Raw genomic sequence first — 21,531 nt, 5'->3', positions numbered from 1 at the left:
AGCATTTATCGATCTAGCAGATAAAAACGGCGGAAGCACATAGTGCATTCCGCCGTTTATACACACGATTACAATAGATTACAACTAACTGATCCGCTCCCAAAACGTAACCTCAGAAAGCGTATGCTGAAACTTGCGCTTGGTCTCTCGAATCACAAACGGCACCTCATGTGGACCTTTGATTAAGCGGAAGTGTGCTTTCAAATGCGCCTGCAAACCATCTAACGTCGTAAAACTCTCGCCGTCTTTTTTGAAGCCGCCGATCCATTCTTCACGCGGAGTGTGATCAGTCAACCACGTATAGGGCGATGTGAGCATAAGCACACCGCCGATATTCAGGCGCTCGTGAATACCGCTAAGGAATTTCGCAGGGCTGTAGAGGCGATCAATTAAATTGGCGGCGAGAATAAAATCGTAGCCGGTGAATTGGGGTTTAAGGTTGCACGCATCACCTTGCGAGAATTCGACTTTTTCTTTGAATTCACTCAAACCTAAATCGTTAAGTGACCGGGATTTGTAGGAAACCAATTCACCTTCATCGACAAGTGTATAACGCAGAGTCTCGCTGTTGGCGAGCTGTACACCTTGGCCGATAAAACGGGCAGAAAAATCAATGCCGTTAACGTGATCAAAATACCGCGCCAATTCAAACGTGGCACGACCGGATGCACAGCCTAAATCCAGCGCTTTTACTCTGGGTTTATCGCCCAGCTCTTGCACCGCCAAATCAACCAAGGCTTTGGAGAAATTGGCTACGCCAAAATATTCATCGCCGTAATGGAACTCAGCGTATTCAGACATTAATTTATCGGTTTCGTAATGGGAACTAGGCAAGGGTTTTACATCTCCGGAAACAACATAGCGGAAACCCGCGTGTTGGAAAAAATGGCGGCGGAATGCGTAGCGCGATGAGCGCAGGGTTTCATTGCCGCAGGAAATCCATGAGCCGCCTTTGATTAAATTGTGGCGCTCATCGAATGTGGGTGTGGTGAAGTCATCGTAAATTGGATGTACTTCAAAACCTTCAAACGGGTAAATCGGTGTTTCAGTCCATTGCCAAACATTGCCGACCACATCGTAAAAATCGCCATGGGCAAATTTGCTTACCGGAGAAGATGAAGCGGCGTAATCGAGATGAAGATTGGCAGCTGCCTTTTCTGCGCTGACTTCTTTTATTCCCGATTCATCATAAATGCGATACCACTCATCTTCAGTAGGTAAACGTACGGACAAACCGGTTTCCGATTTTTTCCAATTACAAAAAGCTTTGGCTTCGTGATAATTCACTTCTGCTGGCCAATCCCAAGGCATAGCAACTTCTTCGGTCATTAAACGTAAATACCAGCCGTTGGTTTTTTTAACCCAGAATGTTGGATGCTGGGCTTTGGTAAACGCGAGCCAGCCTTTACCCTCTTCTTCCCAGTTGTGGGAATTCAAATAACCACCGGCTTCTACAAATTGTAAAAATTCCTGATTGCTGACTAAAAACTTAGCAGCTTCAAATGCGTTTACTTCCGCTTCATGAACGCCGTATTCATTGTCCCAGCCATAATGCGGGTCGGTTTTATCTTTAGCCAAACACACTTGGCCAGCGCTAACTTTCACTAAGCTATTATTCGGAGCGAAACCAGATTCACGCAGCGGTTGCCAGTGCGGAGAAGTTTTCACGAACTCCAATTTATGTTGGCGGATTAGTACTGAAGAAGTTTCAAGATGAATGCGCTCATGCTCAATTCCCATGATGATTGCCCACCAGGGGTTTTCCCAATCAACCGGCATCTGCAGCGGCGCGTTATCGATTAAATCCAACACCAGAGCGCGCACCTGATCGCGATAAGCTTTTACCTCTGCAGGTGTTGGCCACTGGTAGTGCGCATCATTTAAATCATCCCAACTCATTTCATCCACACCAACAGCGAACATAGATTCAAAGCGGTGGTTGATGCGCTCGCTGATCATGCGCGTCAGTAATAATTTATTAACAAAAAATGTCGCTGTATGGCCAAAATAAAAAATCAGTGGATGACGCAAACTAATGGGTTTGGTGTAGAAGGCTTTATCGTTAGCGAGGCATTCAAACAGTGATTCGTAAGTGGTGAAAGTATCCAAAAAATAATGGCGCAAGGCGCGGCGCAGGCTAACTTCGTCGCCATCGCGGAGATTGGGGGTTCTGGCAAACAATGATGTGCGGGAGAATAAACGTGGGCTTGTTGGCGATAATTCGGTTGCGGCTCCTGATGATCTAGCCTCAGTGGTCTTGCGCAGCGTGGAATGTCCCGTATGCATCATAAACTCCTGATCAATATGGTCTTCTGGAAAAATAATCAGGGGAGAGCGTAGGCTTCCCCCCTGTAAGATGCTGTCAACTGTAAATGCAGTTTCAATAAACGCGAAAACCACTCAATTCGATCAGTCGCGCCCGACAAAATCCCGTGCAAACTGCCAAGCCACCCGCCCGCTCCGCGCACCGCGTGTTCTGTGCCACAACAAAGCGGCATTTTCGGCCTGCTTATTCCATTGGCCACCCAATTGGCTTACCCAATAATTGGCAGCAGCCAGATAATCATCTTGCGAGAAGGGATAGAAACTCAACCAAAGGCCAAAACGCTCAGAGAGCGATACCTTCTCTTCAATGCTATCGCTAGGGCGCACTTCGCCATCCTCATCGCTTACATCCAGATTGTCGTGCATCTTTTGAGGGATTAGGTGACGGCGGTTGCTGGTGGCGTAGAAAAGCATGTTGGCAGTAGGTGCTGCAATGGAGCCATCTAATACGGATTTCAATGCTTTATAGCTAATCTCACCCTCTTCGAACGATAAATCATCGCAAAATATAATGAATTTTTCCGTTCGCTCACCGACCAAATCGACGATATCGGACAAATGCAGCAAATCCGTTTTATCGACTTCGATGATTTTCAATCCCTGCCCTGCAAACTCATTCCACACAGCCTTGATTAAAGTAGATTTGCCAGTACCCCGCGCTCCAGTCAAGAGCACATTATTGGCTTCACGACCGGACATAAATTGGGCGGTGTTACGAACAATTGAAGCCTTCTGAGGCTCTATATTTTTTAACGCATCAAGGCTCACACGATGCGGATGCTTAACTGCTTGCAAATAGCCAACACCATTTGCCTGTGTCCGCCAACGAAAGGCGCTGGCACTCCAATCAGCCTTGGGGGGGATGACAGGTAAAACCGCTTCAACACGATCAAGTATCTGTTCCAGCCGGGAGATTAATACATCAATATTGGACACGCTTATTTCCTTCGGTAATTAAGAACTCAACTAGCCAAGCGACGAGTCTGGACTATATTGAAAGAAGTTTATTATCTCTACAAGTACAAGGTTTTTTATGTTTACCAAACAAGAACTACAGGTGATTGGAAAAACATTGGCGCAAAAGCGTGATTGGATAACTAAAAACCTGAACAATGCAGAAATTGAGAAAGCCAAGGCTCAGCTGATGCAAGACCTGCCACTGATTGAATCCACCTTACAAAAAGTGAGCGATAAGCTGCGCTCCTATGATGAACCGATTACCGAGCGGATCAATCATTACATATCAGCCAAGGCAGTATCTCCCATCCGCCAAGCAGCATTTGGCCGTCGCCAGGAATTGTTGCCAGGGCAAATCCGAGTGCTGGTTGTAGATGATGACCAGTTGATATGCGAGCTGATTAACGCATTTTTACGCGCATCAGGTATGTATCAGATTGATTTTGCCAACGATGGTTTGAAGGCGATCGGCGCCATGTACGACGCGAACCCTATTTATGATCTGGTACTCTGCGACTGGAATATGCCTACTAAATCCGGCATGGATGTGCACACTGCTATGCGCGCCGCAGAGCGCTACCTGGGTACTGTATTTATGCTGGTCACTGCAGTGACCGAAGCCAAACAAATCCGCGCAGCGATTGAAGACGGTGTAGACGATTATGTCGTCAAACCATTGGAGCAAGACAAACTGATCAAAAAAATTGCCCGCTTTTTCCCACAAGTTAAACTCCCCGATGCGGACTAGACAGTCCGCATCGGGCATCGCTAACCTTCCACTTCAAGCATAAAATCCAAGGCTGCCTGTTGACGAATAGCGCGGCGATGGTTGGCCATCAGCTTCTTAATTTTCTCCTGATCACACACTTGGCGATCCAGCATCACACGGCTTTTTAATTCACCGACCGGTTCAGCAGTTGGGCATTTGCTGAATACAAATTGGTTAGAAATCAAATCCATAAAGGGGCCGGATTTGCTACTCGGCATAATAAATAGCAGCTGCAAACCAAGGCTCTCGGTTAAATAGTTAATTACTTCGCGCGAGCGGTGTTCGTCCATTTTGGAAAAAGCTTCATCCACCAATACCATACGCAAATGGCTGTTGCCTTCATTGAACCGGAATGCCGACGTAATGGCCGCACTGCGGATGATATACGCAGGCGTTTCTAACTGCCCACCGGAACCAGTACCGTATTGGCTCAGCGCAATTGGCGCCTTGCCTTCCGGTTCCTTATAAATTTCATAGCGGCGATAATTGCGATAATCCGCGATACGCGTTAATTCGCGCAGGGCTTTTTGTTCATCCTCATCGAGCAACATTGTCATCAAGCGCTCGCGCACTTTCTGGTGTTTCTCATCGAGCTTCATGTTGAACAGGGTTTCACCTTCATCCAAGCTTGGGCTATCAATGACTGCCTTGAAGAACTGCCAATAGTCTTTAAATTCCGGAACCCACTCCCAATCAAAACGGAATCGTTCGCGGTCAGCACCAAAGCGATGATGCTCCAGCTCTTTGTTTAACTCTTCGAGAATTTTTTTACCGTCGTTGATTGCCTGGTAAATCGAATGACAGAGATTGGTCACAAAGGCGTTATTGAAACTTTCACGCAGGGATTCAATCTCTTGATGGCGTTGAGCAAGAATGTGGTTTTTATCGCGATTATAGAGCGCATCAAACTGGCGACGCATATCGCAGATAGCACGGAAATTCGCACTACCCAAATCATCGTTGTAATCAATATCAAACAGAATCGCATCGCTAGTGGAGCAGAACTGGTTATGCACCATTGCCGCTTGTTGCAAGCGATGTAGAATCGTTTTTAACTCAGCATTCACGCCCGCCAACTGGGATTCAAAATACTGGACGTTATGTTGCTCCACAGCTTCGTCAGCCGCTTGCAAACGGGCATCCGCATTAAACTCCGGCCAAAACGCAGTAATACCCTGCACATTAGCTTCGCAGGTATCCGCTTGAGCAAGGGTTTTATCTTGTTCTGCATCCAACTTGTGGCAAAGGTTATCGGCAAGCTTTAAATCTGCACGGCAATCAACCTGTGCGCTATTCAAGCGAGCATAAAGCTGATTTTGCTCCTGCAAACGCCGTTGCAACTCCTGCAATTCAGCCTCCAATGCCTTGGTATCACTTAAATCCAACTGTTGTAATTTGGATTCAATCGCCTGGATTTTGTTTTGCGCCGCAAGGATAGTTTGCAATGTTTCGGCGTACACAAGCGGTTTGAGCTTATCGATTGCTAACAATAATTCTTGCGTCTCTTCGGCGTAAGTCGTCGAGGCTTGCCATTCACTTACCAATGCATGAAATTCATTGCGCTTGGCTTCAAGTGCGCGTTCACGAGCGCCCTGGCCAAAGACCAATTCAGAGTCCGCCATATCACAGCGGAACATGGCGTAATTTCCGGAACCCATTGCATCTTTCGTAATGCCACGGCGGGTATTTTTTAATTCTTTGGCGTTTTCCACTCGCTGTACATTGCCATAGCTGGCTTTGATGTAAGCCTCTGCAGTGGCATGCGAGAAAGTCATTACCTGAATAATTGAGTTAGCAGGAACGTCATTGGTTTTATCCAAATCCTTGCGCGCTTTTTCACCCTGGATAATACGTGCGCGGTTGCCCTGCCCCGCCATATTGCGCACTATCGCAATAGCTTCCGCTTCATATTCTGCTTCAACGATAATACCGAAACGCGCTGCGCCGATATAACCTTCAATTGCTGCTTGCCATTCGCGATCAATCACATCCACATAATCGCACAGCACGCGCGCATCTGCTTTGGGGCATTGCACTGCGATGGCATCCAGCGCTGCGCGAACAAAACCTGGATAACTGACTTGACGGGATTCCAGCGTTTGAATTTCACGGCGTTTCACTTCAGTTTGTTTTTGCAAACGCTCTGCCTGCGCTTTGCGCTTATCGCGTTCTTGAGCCAATTGATCACGTAAATTGGTGCGCAATACCGCCGCATTGGCATCTACATCAAACAAGGTGGCAACAAAGGCATTGTGATGTTTTTGTAGTTCCAGCACTTTCGCCAGTTGCGGTTCAAGCGGACTCACTTCAATCAGATCGCGGTTTAGCAACTGGTGAATATCCAGAGTGTCTGTTTCACTGCACAGCATTTTTACCAAATTGGCCAGACTCGTTTCTTTTAATGCAGGCAATTCAACTGCAATAGAGGTCTGGCGCAGAGCCTGGGCAAATTGCTGCGCTGCCTCCAAATTGGTTTGCAATTGCTGATGCTGTTTACGCAACTCAGGAACTTGAGTCTGGATGAGTTTTTCTTGCGCGTGTTTTTCTTGCTCTAATTGATCCTTGTCGCGCAGTGCAGGCACACCCAAACGGCGCGCTGTAGCTGCAAGAATCAATTGATTAATCTCATCGCGCTGCGCTTCGCAGGTCGCCAACGTTTGTTGATGACTTGCCGAGGTTTCACGCAATAATTGTTGTTTGTGTTTTGCTTCCAAATACAGGGATTGCGAATCCGTATAGCGACGCTTTGCCACCGAATATTGCAGCACCTGCTGCTCCAACCAACTCGCGATAAAGTTGTCTGACCACTGGCGTCCCTGCGCCATACGCTCGATACCCTGACGCAGAGTGCGCGCATCTGCTTCCATGGTATGGATACGTTTCAACATGGTGGAAACAGTGCGGATCGCCTCGCCCAGGTCGCGATATTCCAAAATTTCATTGGCTACAAATTCATCGATACCTTTAATCGGTTTGTAAGCCATAAAGCGAGAAAATGCGCGCGCAGCATTCATGGATTCGCGTTCGGATATAGCATCTTTTTTTCCGCGCAAAATTCCGTACAAACGACACAAATAAGATTTTTTCTTATCGTATTTCTCAACTTGTTGTTGCCCGTACTGACGACGCAACCCGGCGTAGAGTTTATCTAGCGGCACGACGTACTTGTGGGTTTTCTCTTCTTTCAGTAAATCTTTTAAACTGAGTTCAACATCGCTCAGGATATAAAATTGCGCATCATCAAGGCGCGCTACTTTTTGCAGCGATGCGCCCTGCCCGGTGGTTTCCAAAAAGGCACGCATACCGATCAAGGCAGTAAACGGTTCGCTATTCTCGCCTTGCGTTGGATGGAACACCGCCGCCAAATAACCATCGCAGCCCTGCGGACGCGAATAAGCACCGTCATCGCAACCCAACACATAGGATGCAAGCGTACGCACCAACTTTCCACCGCGTCCGCGCTGACTGGATTCGTCCTGACCGGGGTTAAAGTGGAATAGATTGTCATGGGCAGCGGTCATGATGGTCTGGATCGCATCTGCTGCTGTCGTTTTACCGGAACCATTGCCGCCCGAAAATAAATTGATCGGGCCAAAATCAAATTCGGTATTGGGGACATTACCCCAGTTAACATAAATAAATTTTTTAAGGTACATAACTATTCTTCAGCCGCAAAAAGCGAACGGTTCAAATGCGGAGCGGATTTACGCGCTTTGGGTTCTGCAGATTCATCTTGCTCTTGCCCATCGGTTTCTTCATCAACCAGCAACAAGTTTTCAGCAAGATGATTGCGAATTTGTTCCAGCCATTCGTTATTCACAAGGTTGATAATCAGCGGGCGGATTTTGATCCAGCTTTCACTGGAATCAATATCGGACTCAGCAAAGAAGTTAATCAAGCGCAATTGACGCAAACGTTTAAATGCCTGGCGACGCTCCCCCAGATTCTCTGGCAAACTGCGGCGCAATAAACTCTTCATCGCCATCGCAATGGCTTCCAGCGATAAAGTCGCGCAACCCTGCTCATCAATACTGCCTTCGCGTAATGCCTTGTCATATTCGGCACGCAACACCAGCACCAGTGCCACTTCATGTTGGTTTAACCGGCTACGCAAACCGGCGTTGAATGGCTCGTCACTTTCATCATCCATACCCGGCAAACGCGCACCGGGCGGCAATATGCGCACAAAACGGAAATGGCTATCATGTTGGAACCTAACGCCCATCAAACTGAGATAATCATTCACTAATTCATGGATGCGAACAAAACGGTCATAAAGTTCAGCTTCCACTTGGCTGTCGTCACGGCAAAGCACACCGTAATCCAACAAGCGTTGCACAAGTTCACGCCAGTTATCCAAACTCAAATTATGCTTTTCAAGCTGCTCTTGCAGCAACGAACTTAATTGATCACTCATGTTCTACACCATCGTCGATCAAGCTAATCACAAACTCGTCGCGCTGTTTAAAATATTTATCGTTATTGACCAAGGGCTGCGCGTGCAGCCAATCGGCGTTTTGAGTAATCGCAAAACGATAACGGGATGACAAGTTAGCCGCAGCGCCCACCTCAATTGCGTGGGATAAATTCAGCAGCTCCTGCATATTCTTTGCCTGTAGCTCACTACTGTTAATTTGCCCTTTTTGGACCAGGGCGGTGTGTACGTAATCGCGCAGGCTGCTGGATTGCAAAATAAACGCTTTATCCAATGCCTGTTGTACAAAGAGCGCTTTCTGGGCTTCTGCATCAAGGGCTCTATCTTCATCAAGCATAGAGCGCACAACCTGGATATTGCGCGGCGCACGCAATTGAATTTGTGCGGGATCAATAAATCCTATCTGGATACTGGCAATCGCCTCACCCTGCTCCAGCAATACCTGATCCTGCTGCTCTGCCGTTAGATTGCCAAGCGATCGGTAGATATCCATCAAATCATCTTGCCCGCGGCTATTAATGTAACTGAGCTGGCGAATGATAATATCGGCGCGCTGGGTAAAGGTATTAAGCGCTCGGCGCAACGCGGGCAACATAATGTCGCAGGCATTCTTTAAACGGGAATCAATTGTTTGCAGCAGGGTTTCCAACAGCGAAATACCGGGCACGACTTTTTGCGGCAAGGCTTTGCGCAAACGGATTTCCATTACTGCCCGCCAATCTTTTGTAGCAGTTTCCGCATCGCCCAAACCGTATTTACGCTTGCGGCGAATCTTGGTGACGATGTCAGAAATTTGGTCGCGATATTTTTCTACGCTGTCAGCAGATAAACGAACTTCCAGATCCGGCTTAAACACCGTCTCCATAAAATCAAAAAACTCGTCACTCGCCTGTTGGATTAATTGACGCGATTCAACCTCGCGCACCAACTGGCGTTTGCGCTCTTCCAGCTCGGCAATCACATCGGTAAAGTCGCTGATAATGCGTTCGGAATATTCATACGCATCGAGCAAATCATTGATCTCGCCCTGATCGTAAAAGGCTTGCAGGCTATTGCGGGTATTGCGAGTGTTGCGATTGCGCGTGCGGAACTGGTTGGCATCATTGTCGGCAAAGGGCTGGGTAAACAAACGCCCCATGCGGCTAAACCCATAGCTGCTCTGCAAGCTGGTCTCATCGACTTGTTTTTCCAACCAACCATTTTCAATCAGGCGATTGATAATAAAACTGGCAAGATCGCGCTGGGTTTTAAAGCGGCCTTCGCTAGTATCATCTGGATCACTGACATCGGCATCAAGAATAGGCGCGCGGGCAATCGCCTCTTTAAAAATATCCACTAACTGTTCGCGGTTCATGGCGTGGCCATAATCGCGCAAATCGGTATACAGGCGTTGGTATAACAGGCGCAGGCACTCCGCCACCAGCTCACGGTATTTACCCGTGAGTGGATTAAAAAAGTGCTGGCGGGAATCGCTAAAAAACATCAGGAATTTTCACAAAGAATAAAGCGGCAAATAGATAACAACATTAGATGCAGTTTTTAGCAAACAGCGACTGCTCTTCTTTGGTCCAGTCTTTAGCATCTTTAACCATCATTACCTCGCACCAATCAGCGCTGCCCTCTTCTGGAATACGGCCATTTAATGCCGATACTTTCGCAACAGAATCTTCCGGTTTTACATCGGTAATAGGTACATCAGCGTACACGACGGTTTTTTGCAACTCCTCACTCGCGCTATTGGCAATCACATTCAAGCGCTGCAAAGTCGCTTCTGTTTGTGCTGCTTCTTTGGCTGCATTATTTGAATAGATGATTAAACCAACACCGAGTAAGAGCACTAACAAACTGCCCAACAACAAACCGGTAAGTAATTTTTGTTCGCGAAAAAAATTCATCATGGGTTGAATGTCCATCAATAAGCATTAAAGCCAGTCGGCCAGCTTTTCTGCGTAGTAAGTAATAATTAAATCGGCGCCCGCACGTTTAAATGCGGTCATGGTTTCCAGCACTATGGCTTTCTCATCAATTACACCGGCCGCCGCACCGGCTTTGATCATGGCGTATTCACCACTTACATGATAAACCGCAAGTGGACGCGCAGAATTCGCGCGGATATGCGCCAGCACATCAAGATAAGCGATGCCGGGTTTAACCATGAGAATATCCGCACCTTCAGCTTCATCCTGCATGGATTCAGCAAGCGCTTCACGGGCATTGGCAGGGTCCATTTGATAAGTATTGCGCGTACCTTTAAAACTGCTATCTACCGCATCCCGGAACGGCCCGTAAAATGCCGAGGCAAATTTGGTAGAGTAAGACATCACCGGAATATGCGTAAAACCTGCAGCGTCCAGCGCTTCACGAATGGCGCTGATCATGCCATCCATCATTCCTGATGGGGCAATCATATCCACACCCGCTTGCGCAGCAAGCACCACTTGTTTTTGCAAATTCATCAGTGTCTGATCATTATCAACATCGTCATGCGCCACTACACCGCAGTGGCCATGGTCAGTGTATTCACAAAAACAATTGTCGCTAATTACCAACATTTCCGGCTGCGCTTGTTTTGCGGTGCGGATCATTCGCGCAAGCAAACCATGCTCACACCAGGTATCTGAACCTTCGTCATCTTTATGGGTGGAGACACCAAATAAAATGACCGCTTTGATTCCTTTACTCCAGGCGCGTTTTACGATTTCCGCCAGCTGATCTTCCGGGTAACGATATACATCAGGCATGGATTTAATCGGTACAGGCTTAGTGATTCCCTCTTCGATAAATATCGGCAGAATAAAATCGCTCATCCGCAGATGAGTTTCGCGCACCAGCTCACGCAATGCAGCGGTTTTACGCAGGCGACGAAAGCGAAAATCCGGTGTCGTTAAAGGGATTTGCATAAATAAATGCCTGATCAAAAATGAATTTAAATACCCAATCAAAAAATAATTTAAATACTCAGCGAACCTTCATGGCTCCATTCACAGCGCACACGCATATCACCCGAGCCCGGCTTGTGGAAATTGCCATTCGCTTCCCAAGTAAAGGTGTGGGTGCCAGACAATTCCGTCTCCAAATGCACTGTGGCCGATACCCAATACATACGGCTAAGCAGGGATTCAAATTGTGCGATCCATTGATCCCATTCGTATTCCACAGCTTTGTAAGATGCTCCGAAGTGCATAACTTCGGTTTGATAATTAAAAAATGGTGAATCCACATTAGGAATTGAAAACATTTCCTGACTTAAAAAGGGCCACTCATCTGCGTGCGGTAGCGACAACATCGCCGCGCGGTTTATCCGAATACGCTCAGATTCCACCATAGACGGGGATACATCCTTAATACAACCGTAAACAATTGATTCTTGATCCATACCCACTCCGATATTGGTTATCGACTAACAGGATTTCATTCAAACTATATTAAAACGGCCACCACCAACTGCCTTTAAAACGCTCTTCACAGTTGCGCAATTGATATTCGTATTGCTGGGAACGGTCTTCCACTTTGCGCGCGGTATTCATTAGCCAATTTTTTTTACGATAGGTTGCACGATTATAACCACCATGCCCTTCGTGATACGCCAGATAAAGGTTATAGCTATCATTCAAACCAATTCTGCTCCGCTTTTGGCTTTGCTTGTTGTACCAACCAATAAAATCAATCGCATCGCCAAAATTATCGCGTCGCGACCATCCGTTGCCACTCTGATCCTGGTATTCATCCCAAACATCGTCTTTAGCTTGCGGATAACCAAAAGCATCACTCGGCCTAGGCCCTGGAATCACCCATAAAATTTTAGTGCGTGCCGGCCGTGCATTGTGCTTGAACTGGGATTCCTGATACATGATCGACATCATAACTGGCACCGAAGATCCCCAGTGCTTCTCAGCTTTTTTGGCGTCTTTGTACCAAGAAGGTTTTTCATCGAAAATATCGCAGATATTATTGGAATTTGCCGGTGGTAAACTGGAGCAGCCCGCCAGTGCCAGTAGCATACCCAATACAAAAATTTTACACGTCGAATACATCATTTATATCTGCCGCCCGTGTTCACGCAACAACTCAAGCAACCCTGCCTCGTCCATTACTTTTAAACCCAACTCCTCTGCCTTGGCGAGCTTGGAGCCAGCCCCCGGACCTGCGACAACATAATCTGTTTTGGCAGAAACACTGCCTGCCACTTTTGCTCCTAATGCGAGCAAATGTGCCTTGGCATCGTCGCGTGATAACGCCTCTAGCGTGCCGGTCAATACATAGGTCAGCCCGTTTAAAGGCAAGGCGTCAGGGCTTGCAACTTCAATGTTATCCCAGTGAATTCCCGCAGCGCGCAGCGCAGAAACTGCAACGCGATTGGATTCTTGTTCAAAAAATTCGGCGACAAAATGCGCGACGACTGGACCAACATCAGGCACTCGCTGTAATACCTCCTGATCCGCAGCAGCCATAGCCTCAAAACTACCGAAGTAATTGGCAAAATTGCGCGCAGTAGACTCCCCCACTTCGCGAATTCCCAGCGCATAAATAAATTTTGCCAAGGTAGTTTTTTTTGAATTTTCCAATGCCGCGAGAATATTATCCGCCGACTTATCGCCCATGCGCTCCATAGCGGATAATTGTTCGCGAGTGAGCGAATATATATCGGCCAGATTATTAACCAAACCCAAATCAACCAGCTGCTCAACCAACTTATCGCCAAGCCCTTCCACATTCATGGCCTTGCGCGAGGCAAAATGCTTAATCGCCTCTTTGCGCTGCGCTGCGCACACCAAACCACCGGAACAACGTGCAACCGCTTCATCCGCAACAGTTTCTACAGGGGAATTACATACCGGACAATGTTCCGGGAAAAGGATATCGCGTGCATCAACCGGGCGCTTACTTTCCACAACCTGCACAATTTGCGGAATCACATCACCCGCGCGACGCACGATAACCGTATCGCCAATTTTTATTCCAAGGCGATTAATTTCATCACGATTGTGCAAGGTTGCATTGGAAACAGTAACACCGCCGACAAACACAGGCTGCAACCGCGCTACGGGAGTGACGGCGCCGGTTCTGCCCACCTGGAATTCAACATCAAGCAATATTGTCGACTCTTCTTGTGCGGGAAATTTATAAGCAATTGCCCAGCGCGGCGCGCGAGAAATAAAACCTAATGTATCCTGTAACAGACGGGAATTGACCTTAAAAACAATACCATCAATATCGTAAGCCAATGCATCACGTTTTTCGCCAATGCGCCGATAGAATCCCAACGCTTCCTGAATATTTTTTGCAACACGGGTTTCGCGATTGGTTAAGAAGCCCCAGTTTTTTAAAGCAGCCAAAATTCCGCTATGGGTTTCAGGTAATTCACCGCCATCAACCCAACCGACACTATAGGCACACATTTCCAGCGGGCGACTTGCGGTAATACGGGAATCCAACTGGCGCAATGAACCAGCCGCTGCATTGCGCGGATTGACAAACAATTTTTCGCCCGCCATACGCGCTTTTTCATTCAGAGCATTAAATCCCGCTTTGGGCATATAAATTTCGCCGCGCACTTCCAGTACGGCGGGATAACCACTGCCCAACAAGCGCAATGGAATGGAATTAATAGTGCGCACATTCTGCGTAATATCTTCCCCGTTAGTGCCATCACCACGGGTTGCACCGCGCACTAATAAACCATCACGATACAACAAACTCACAGCGATACCATCAAGCTTCAATTCACAGACGTATTCAATATCTTCTGCACTTTTTAATCTGTCCTGCACACGCTGGTTAAATGCGAGTAAATCACCGTCACTGAAAGCATTGTCCAATGACAGCATAGGCATTTCATGCACAACCGTTTGGAACGTTGATAAAGGAGTAGCACCAACACGTTGCGTCGGTGAGTCAGGTGTGACAGATTCAGGATACTGGGCTTCGAGTTCACGCAGTCGCTGCATCAAGCGATCGTATTCAGCATCCGTAATCTGTGGATCATCAAGCGCGTAGTACCGATAATTGTGATACTGGAGCTGTTTGCGCAAATCAGCAATTTCTTTGGCAACCTGAGACGGCAAATCATCGAACAAGGAGAGAGTAGACATGAATTAAATTACCTGATGATTCGGGCTTGGGGCGATGCGCGATTCATGCCTTAGCGTGCAGTTTTCTTACACGTCCCTGTGCAGGATTAATGACTAAAGAGAGCTGCGAATTAACGCGGTGCTGGGCGACGGAATAAACGCATACGTTCGAAATTGCGAATGCGCTCGCGACAATGATCCAGCGTTTGCCGCGTCATGACGCTACGCTGTTCATCTTTTAATTCACCATTCAATGTCTCGGCTATGGCGCGCGCCGTATCGGCCATCAAATCAAATGATTGCATAGAATCAGCATTAATAGGCAGCGTCATAAACAAGCTGACGCCCGGCGTTTCAAACTCGTCCATTGCATCCAGATCAAAAGTACCCGGCTTAACCATGTTTGCCATACTGAAAAGCAAAGCACCCTCGCCTTTGGTATCGCTGTGGCGATGGAAAATATCCATGCTGCCATAGCGCATACCGCACTGCAAAACGATATCGAGCAAATCAGCACCGTTAAACATTTCGCCCTTGTGCGCCATGACGTTAATGATTAAAACTTCTTCCGGTTCTGCGGGTTGTTTTTCCGCAAAATTGTTTTGCGCTGTTGATGAAGATTGAGACTCATCACCTTCATAATCTTCTTCAGAATCATCCTCGTCATATTCTTCTTCATGACGGTATTCATCATCTTCAAATCCTTCGTTTTCTTCCGGACTCAAATCTCGCTCATCTTCATAATCGCTTTCATCTTGCGCGAGAATATTGCGATCTTCGCCATCATCCAACTCACGGGTATAAGGATGATCATCGCGCTCATAATCTTCACCTTCATAATCATCATCCTGACGATCATCGTAATCATCATTGAGATCTTCGTCGCGCGAAGCAGAGAAGCTGGGCTCAATACGCTCATTATTGGCAACAGCAGATACTTTGTTATCATCAACCGACTCCATCAACATCGGAACCGATTGACCAAGGTTTAAACTGGTTTGCTGCGGCTCGCGTTGTGCACGCAGGCTTGATGGCGGTGCAACTGGCTCAGGTTGCTGATGCTTTTCCAAATAAGATTTGGCTTGCGGCTTTTTTTCAATACTGGGGACGCGCGCAGAAGGATCACGCTGACCAACAACACGAGCGCCGCCATTCGGCAATTCACTAGTATAGCTAGGAGCTTCTGCAGGAGGTTCATCCTCATATTCCGCTTGCTGCTTTAAACTTTTTTTGAGCGAGCGCGACACCTTGATATTGCCATTGCGCTCGTTGCGCTTGCGCCTGATCCCATCCGCTAATATCAGCAGAATCAGTAAAAAACCAACAATGATGACCCAATCTTTCCACATAAGGTTATCCGTATTAATTAGTTCAATGTTTAAACCGCAGCTAATTCTGCGGCTTCGTCCACATCTACTGTGACCAAACGCGAAACGCCCGGCTCGTGCATGGTAACGCCTAACAATTGGTGTGCCATTTCCATCGCGTTTTTATTGTGCGTGATGTAAATAAATTGCACCTGTGCCGACATTTCCTCAACCATACGCGCGTAACGCCCAACGTTGGCGTCATCGAGCGGCGCATCAACTTCGTCGAGCATACAGAAAGGTGCCGGATTCAAACGGAAAATCGAAAACACTAACGCAATCGCCGTCAAGGCTTTTTCACCACCAGACAACAAATGAATAGTGCTGTTACGCTTGCCTGGTGGGCGCGCCATAATCGTAATACCAGTGTCGAGCAACTCTTCGCCAGTCAATTCAAGATAGGCGTGACCACCGCCAAATACTTTGGGGAATAATTCCTGCAAACTTTTGTTAACCTGGTCAAAGGTTTCTTTAAAACGTGTACGGGTTTCGCGGTCGATGCGCTTAATCGCATTTTCCAAAGTCTCAAGCGCTTCCATCAAATCAGCATTTTGTGCATCCAGATAATTTTTGCGCTCGGACTCTGTTTTATATTCGTCAATTGCCGCCAGGTTAATTGGACCGAGGCGCGAGATTTTACCCGCGAGACTTTCCAATTCTTCTTCCAAGGGTTTTACTTCGGTACCTTCTGGCATCTCTGCCAAAATAATATCCAGGTTTAATTCTTCTTCTTGTAATTGCTCAACGATACCTGCGCGTTGCACTTCAAACATTTGTGCAGCTAACCGCTCTTGCTCCAAATGCGCGCGCACGGCCTGCACTTCCTGTTCAGCTCGGTTGCGTGCCTGTTCGGAGTTGCGCAATTCATGCTCGACAGTTTCCAAGGCGCGGCGCGCCTCAGTCAAGGAAGCCTCAACCAAGAGACGCTTGGATAAACTGGCTTCCAACTCTAGCTTATATTCCTCAACCGGATCGCGGTTATCGGCAATGCTGGCCAGCAATTGCTCACGGCGCTCTTGCAAACGTGAAGCCTGTTCACGCAAACGGCCAATACCCAAGCGAATAGAATCCAACTGCGTTTTTACCGATTGGTAACGCATGGCGATTTCATGGGCTTTATCTTTATCGTGGCGCGCGCGCTGACGGGCAGTATCCAAACCGGTGCGGATGTCATCGCGCTGTTGTAGCAGCGATTCGCGCAGGTCGGTATCCTGCTCCATCATCTCGATGGCTTCACTCAAAATCATGCGCGCTTCGGACAAATGTTCAGCTTCCTGCTCCATTTGTTCACGCGCCTCGCGGATTTCATTATCCGCGCGCTCGCGGCGCATATTCATTTGTTCAATGCGAACTTGTTTGGCACTTAATTGTGAACGCAATTCACCGTATTTGCGGTTTTCTTCATCAACCTGACGACGCAGTATTTCACGGTCTTGCTCCAGGCGTTTAATTGCTGCACGCCCTTCTTCCAGTTGGGCATTGAGTGTTTCAATACTTTCTTCTGCAGTTGCAATTGCAGCTGCTAATTCTTCCAACTCTTGACGACGAGCGATTACACCCGAGCTTGCATCTGTGTCGCGGGTAACACGCACCCAATGTGGACTCAACCAAATACCATCGCGGGTGATAACGGATTCATTTGCGGCAAGCTGTTTGCGCAAAGCGAGCGCGGCAGATAAATCATCCGCAATATAAATTCCGGCGAGCAGACCTTGCGCATCCCAAGGGGCAGTCACTTTTGCACTGAGCAATGCGGCTTTTGTCGATGCAGCAGAGGTTGATTTTGCATTGGTATCAAACAACACCAATTCACCCTGGGTGAGATTTTCCAGTAAGCCAGTCACTGCATCGACTTGATCTACGCAGACGGCTTGCAGTGCATTACCCAAGACAGTTTCGAGTGCTTTATCCCAGCCATCAGCCACGCTGATTAAATCAGCCAGACGGGATTTATTGGTTAAATCATTTTGTGCCAACCATTGAGTAACGGCTTTGTTTTTTTCACCCATTGCGGCTTGTTGCAATGCCTCAAGCGATGCATGGCGGCCGCGCATTTTTTGCAATTGACTGCGCGCCTGATCCAATTCATTTACAAAACGATTGTTGTCATTGCGAGTGCTATCCAGCTGCTCAACAAATGCATCCAGCTGCATACGTTTTTCATCGGCAACCAAATCCAATTCAGCGAGTTGTTCAGTCAACTCATGAATAGATTCGTCTTCCGAACTATCTTGCAAGTTGGTTTTTTCTTCGCGCAACTTTTCAATACGCTGCAACAAACGTTGCTGTACTTGTTCAAGATGTTGGATACGCGATTGTTGCACTTCGGCACGTTGGCGGGGCTCGGCCGCACGCTGGTTAAAACTGTCCCAATCATTCTGCCAACGCTGCATTGCTTCTTCAGCATCAATCAACGATTCGCCCGAGGTTTCTTCCGCTGCTTTCACCATTTCCAGCTCGGGTTCAAGCTCTAACAGCTCTTCTTCCCAGGCTTCGGTTTTTTGTGTATCGATTAATAAATTTTCTTCAGCTTCTTTGCTGTCGCGGCTGGTTTGATCCAGATCCGCCTGCAGTTGACGCGCGCGTTCACTGGCGTGTTGGATACTTTGCTCAAGGCGGGCGATCTCCGCTCCTATGGCGTAATAGCGGCCTTGGACTTCATTGAATTTATCGCCCAACTCAGTGTATTGGCTGCGATACTTTTCAATTTGGGTGTCTTTGTTTACTTGATCGGTGACAAAAGATTCCATTCGCAGTTCAAGATCGCGAATACCTGCCTGTTTGGCTTTCGCTTGCAGATCCAGCTGCTGGAATTTAAGTGCCTGCAATTGTGCTTTTAGCAAACGCTCTTCTTTTTTGTACTCTGCGTATTTTTCAGCAGCCTGTGCCTGACGCTGCAACCGCGATAGCTGGCGCTCCAACTCATCGCGAATATCCGTCAAACGCTCCAGGTTTTCCTGTGTGCGGCGCATACGGCTTTCGGTATCGCGGCGGCGCTCTTTGTATTTGGAAATACCCGCCGCTTCTTCGATATAAACACGGAGATCTTCCGGCTTTGCCTCGATCAGCTTGGAGATCATGCCCTGTTCGATAATAGCGTAGCTACGCGGACCAAGACCTGTGCCGAGGAAGATATCGGTAATATCACGACGGCGGCATTTGGTGCCGTTAAGGTAATAGCTATTGTCACCATCGCGGGAGACTTTGCGCTTGATACTGATTTCAGTGAAAGCGGCGTATTCGCCTAAGAGGGTGCCATCAGAGTTGTCGAACACCAGTTCGATAGAGGCCTGACCGACAGGTTTACGGCCGCTGGAGCCGTTGAAAATAACGTCAGTCATGTTTTCGCCGCGCAAGTTTTTGGCGGAGGATTCGCCCATAACCCAACGCACGGCGTCGATAATATTGGATTTACCGCAGCCATTCGGGCCAACAACAGCGCAAAGGTTGCTGGGGAAGTTGACCGTTGTAGGATCAACAAACGATTTAAAGCCAGCCAGCTTGATGCACTTTAGCCGCATAGGTCCATACACTCATATTTCATCAGGCTTGTATGGTTCGAGCGCCCTACCCCAACCCGCCTGTTCAATAAATAAATCGCCAGCAACCACACATTGCCTAGCTGTTTGATTTTGTTAATTTTTTTAGCTTTTATAAAATTCCCGAAAGATGCCAAAAAAACCTGTAAGGGCGGGATTCTACACATTTGTGTGCCGCTTTACACCCGCCCCCTCCAGCAAAAATCATAATGCCGGACGGTCTGTTTAATTTTCACCCAGAAACTTGGTAATTCGCTAAAGCACCAGGATTATTGCGTTACTTTTTGATCAATCTTGACATTGACATCAGGCGGTACCGCCTTCATATCCACAGGGCCAAAACTGCCTTGCCAATCGCCCGCTTTTGCTGTTGCTGTACCGTCTTGCGAAATGCGGGCAACTACTTCCACATTGTCCACCGAGCCCAAACTCATCGCTGGTGTCATTGCCATAGCCTCGGTCAGCACTACCCGCTTGGGCAGCTCGGAAACTGGTACGCGCGTAATCGCCAGTGGCATTTTGGCACCCTGCCAGGTGCGTGCGTACACAAACACGATCTGCTCAGGGCTCGCGGTCACACCCTCGGCCAAACTAACGTTGATAGTTAATTGCCGGCCGGCACGAGCAGCAGCAAGCGACGCTTCAGTGCCGCCCTCAGCAAAATACAAGGTCGCAGCGCGCTCAATACCGGCAACTAATGCCTGACTACCCGGGGAATCCTGCCCTGTTAACTTGACGGTGCGTTCCCAGTATTTGATGGCATTGACGTAATCCTTCTTCCCGAACGCATCTATCCCTGCCAAGCCTAACGCCATAGTGTTGTCGGGTTCAGCCTTAAGCGCTTTTTCAACCAAATCGGTAATCGGCTGACTCATCTTTCGGTCATCGCGCAAAAACATCGCCTGCGCTAATTCCGCCATCACCATCGCGGAACTGGCATCGCGCTGCAGTACTTGCTGATAGGCATTAACGGCCTGGCCAAAGTCATTCAAATCCATCTGCATACGCGCAAGGAAAAACCAGTATTGAAGTTGCTCAGGCTCATCGGCTAAGCGAGCCTGAATCAGCCGCACCATTTCACGCGCGCGCACCGGATCAGGATTGCGGCCAGCCTCATAGTCCTTGTTATCCAACTCTTGCTTGAGCTCCTGCGCCAAACGAATCTCTACATCAGCACTACTACCCAAATGCTGATAAAGCCCCCAGCTCACTGTAATGAGCAAAACGCCAATAATACTGAGTGTTTTGAGTCCAGCGCCCAAGGTGCGACTCTGCTGTGCTGCACGAATATCTGCTTCATCCTCCAGCAGCGCACGCTCTTGCTCCAACTTCAATTGCTCAAACTGCTCCTGGTCGATACGACCTGCAGTTAATTGCACCTCCAACTCCGCAATATGCTCGCGAAACAAGCGCACATTTTCAGCAAGACGATCAGCAACCACTTCATTCGACTGACCATTTTGCTGCTTGCCGTAACGCACCAATGGCCAAAAAATAAAACCCAACGCCAACACACTCAGTAGCGCAACCCCAACCCACAAGGACATCATTATTGTTTCTCCTGTTTGGATTTTTTATCCGCGTTTTTAGCAGTTTCTTTATTAGATGGGGGATTTAGCAAACTTGCCAAACGCTCGCGCTCAGTAGACGACAGACCTGCATCCCCCGCCACATCAAGGCGACGGCGCTTGCGTACTATAAGTAGAAGCATGATTACGCCAAAAACCAGTAAAAGGACCGGAGCGCCCCAGAGCAACAGGGTGGCAGGCGATAAACGCGGGCGATACAAAATAAATTCGCCGTAGCGCTCCACCATAAAATCCACAATTTCTTTATCCGATTTGCCGTCTTTTATCATGAAAACCAGCTCACGCCGGAGGTCTTCAGCGATGGGCGAATTGGTACCGGCAAGATTCTGGTTTTGACATTTGGGGCAGCGCATTTCATCAATAAAGGTTTGGTAGCGCTGGCGATCAACATCGTTATCAAACTCATGTACTTCGATGGCGGCAAAGCTGGAAAAAGAGAGGAGTAACAATCCGAGACAGGTGCAAAGTCTTATTAGAGT

General features: G+C 47.9%; 15 protein-coding genes. 1 reads left to right on the top strand and 14 read right to left on the bottom strand.

The annotated features are described in order from the left end of the window. Positions 1-84 precede the first annotated feature (84 nt). Entirely contained in the window at positions 85-2,289 is a 2,205-nt protein-coding gene (ovoA, locus tag J2X05_RS06765; RefSeq protein WP_310070389.1) for a 5-histidylcysteine sulfoxide synthase, read from the bottom strand. A 120-nt stretch (positions 2,290-2,409) separates the two neighbouring features. Then, positions 2,410-3,261 carry an ATP-binding protein gene (locus J2X05_RS06760; protein ID WP_310070387.1) on the bottom strand — a complete coding sequence of 284 codons (852 nt, stop codon included), beginning with the start codon at positions 3,259-3,261 and terminating at the stop codon, positions 2,410-2,412. 97 nt (positions 3,262-3,358) lie between these two features. On the opposite strand from J2X05_RS06760, the gene J2X05_RS06755 reads away from it, so the two are divergent. Beyond that, positions 3,359-4,030: a response regulator gene (locus J2X05_RS06755; protein ID WP_310070384.1), complete on the top strand. Its 672-nt coding sequence runs from the start codon at positions 3,359-3,361 to the stop codon at positions 4,028-4,030. A gap of 20 nt (positions 4,031-4,050) precedes the next feature. On the opposite strand, the gene J2X05_RS06750 is transcribed toward J2X05_RS06755, so the two are convergent. From J2X05_RS06750 to J2X05_RS06695, 12 genes are all read right to left on the bottom strand, one after another. Beyond that, positions 4,051-7,707, bottom strand: coding sequence for an ATP-binding protein (locus J2X05_RS06750; protein WP_310070381.1), 3,657 nt, complete (start codon positions 7,705-7,707; stop codon positions 4,051-4,053). A 2-nt stretch (positions 7,708-7,709) separates the two neighbouring features. Further along, positions 7,710-8,468, bottom strand: coding sequence for a DUF4194 domain-containing protein (locus J2X05_RS06745; RefSeq protein WP_310070378.1), 759 nt, complete (start codon positions 8,466-8,468; stop codon positions 7,710-7,712). Beyond that, positions 8,461-9,969, bottom strand: coding sequence for a Wadjet anti-phage system protein JetA family protein (locus J2X05_RS06740; protein WP_310070375.1), 1,509 nt, complete (start codon positions 9,967-9,969; stop codon positions 8,461-8,463). The genes J2X05_RS06745 and J2X05_RS06740 overlap by 8 nt, the downstream gene beginning before the upstream one ends. A gap of 43 nt (positions 9,970-10,012) precedes the next feature. Further along, complete coding sequence (locus tag J2X05_RS06735; RefSeq protein WP_310070372.1) at positions 10,013-10,384, bottom strand: DUF3012 domain-containing protein; 372 nt, start codon at positions 10,382-10,384, stop codon at positions 10,013-10,015. Between the two features lie 24 nt (positions 10,385-10,408). After that, a complete protein-coding gene (hemB, locus tag J2X05_RS06730) occupies positions 10,409-11,386 on the bottom strand; it encodes a porphobilinogen synthase (protein ID WP_310070368.1) in 978 nt (325 codons plus the stop codon). A 50-nt stretch (positions 11,387-11,436) separates the two neighbouring features. Beyond that, positions 11,437-11,862: a hypothetical protein gene (locus J2X05_RS06725; RefSeq protein ID WP_310070364.1), complete on the bottom strand. Its 426-nt coding sequence runs from the start codon at positions 11,860-11,862 to the stop codon at positions 11,437-11,439. A 49-nt stretch (positions 11,863-11,911) separates the two neighbouring features. After that, positions 11,912-12,523, bottom strand: a complete 612-nt coding sequence (locus J2X05_RS06720) for a transglycosylase SLT domain-containing protein (RefSeq protein ID WP_310070362.1) — start codon at positions 12,521-12,523, stop codon at positions 11,912-11,914. Beyond that, positions 12,524-14,578, bottom strand: coding sequence for an NAD-dependent DNA ligase LigA (ligA, locus tag J2X05_RS06715; RefSeq protein WP_310070360.1), 2,055 nt, complete (start codon positions 14,576-14,578; stop codon positions 12,524-12,526). Positions 14,579-14,688: 110 nt separating this feature from the next. After that, positions 14,689-15,906, bottom strand: a complete 1,218-nt coding sequence (gene zipA / locus J2X05_RS06710; RefSeq protein ID WP_310070357.1) for a cell division protein ZipA — start codon at positions 15,904-15,906, stop codon at positions 14,689-14,691. A gap of 29 nt (positions 15,907-15,935) precedes the next feature. Then, the gene (gene smc, locus J2X05_RS06705; protein ID WP_310070354.1) at positions 15,936-19,445 is read right to left on the bottom strand and encodes a chromosome segregation protein SMC; all 3,510 of its coding nucleotides are present in this window, start codon (positions 19,443-19,445) and stop codon (positions 15,936-15,938) included. Positions 19,446-19,732: 287 nt separating this feature from the next. Further along, positions 19,733-21,013 carry a c-type cytochrome biogenesis protein CcmI gene (gene ccmI / locus J2X05_RS06700; protein ID WP_310070352.1) on the bottom strand — a complete coding sequence of 427 codons (1,281 nt, stop codon included), beginning with the start codon at positions 21,011-21,013 and terminating at the stop codon, positions 19,733-19,735. Then, positions 21,013-21,501 carry a cytochrome c-type biogenesis protein gene (locus tag J2X05_RS06695; protein ID WP_310070349.1) on the bottom strand — a complete coding sequence of 163 codons (489 nt, stop codon included), beginning with the start codon at positions 21,499-21,501 and terminating at the stop codon, positions 21,013-21,015. The genes ccmI and J2X05_RS06695 overlap by 1 nt, the downstream gene beginning before the upstream one ends. Positions 21,502-21,531: the final 30 nt, after the last annotated feature.

This window comes from Cellvibrio fibrivorans, assembly GCF_031457055.1.
GTDB lineage: Bacteria > Pseudomonadota > Gammaproteobacteria > Pseudomonadales > Cellvibrionaceae > Cellvibrio > Cellvibrio fibrivorans.
Note: the sequence above shows the minus strand (reverse complement) of the source record. Positions and strands in the feature narration are given on the sequence as shown.

Coding starts and splice junctions, on each gene's coding strand:
- J2X05_RS06740 (WP_310070375.1), bottom strand. CDS start 9,969: ATGTTTTTTAGCGATTCCCGCCAGCACTTTTTTAATCCACTCACGGGT.
- J2X05_RS06745 (WP_310070378.1), bottom strand. CDS start 8,468: ATGAGTGATCAATTAAGTTCGTTGCTGCAAGAGCAGCTTGAAAAGCAT.
- hemB (WP_310070368.1), bottom strand. CDS start 11,386: ATGCAAATCCCTTTAACGACACCGGATTTTCGCTTTCGTCGCCTGCGT.
- J2X05_RS06725 (WP_310070364.1), bottom strand. CDS start 11,862: ATGGATCAAGAATCAATTGTTTACGGTTGTATTAAGGATGTATCCCCG.
- J2X05_RS06735 (WP_310070372.1), bottom strand. CDS start 10,384: ATGATGAATTTTTTTCGCGAACAAAAATTACTTACCGGTTTGTTGTTG.
- zipA (WP_310070357.1), bottom strand. CDS start 15,906: ATGTGGAAAGATTGGGTCATCATTGTTGGTTTTTTACTGATTCTGCTG.
- ccmI (WP_310070352.1), bottom strand. CDS start 21,013: ATGATGTCCTTGTGGGTTGGGGTTGCGCTACTGAGTGTGTTGGCGTTG.
- J2X05_RS06755 (WP_310070384.1), top strand. CDS start 3,359: ATGTTTACCAAACAAGAACTACAGGTGATTGGAAAAACATTGGCGCAA.
- ligA (WP_310070360.1), bottom strand. CDS start 14,578: ATGTCTACTCTCTCCTTGTTCGATGATTTGCCGTCTCAGGTTGCCAAA.
- smc (WP_310070354.1), bottom strand. CDS start 19,445: ATGCGGCTAAAGTGCATCAAGCTGGCTGGCTTTAAATCGTTTGTTGAT.
- J2X05_RS06720 (WP_310070362.1), bottom strand. CDS start 12,523: ATGATGTATTCGACGTGTAAAATTTTTGTATTGGGTATGCTACTGGCA.
- J2X05_RS06750 (WP_310070381.1), bottom strand. CDS start 7,707: ATGTACCTTAAAAAATTTATTTATGTTAACTGGGGTAATGTCCCCAAT.
- ovoA (WP_310070389.1), bottom strand. CDS start 2,289: ATGATGCATACGGGACATTCCACGCTGCGCAAGACCACTGAGGCTAGA.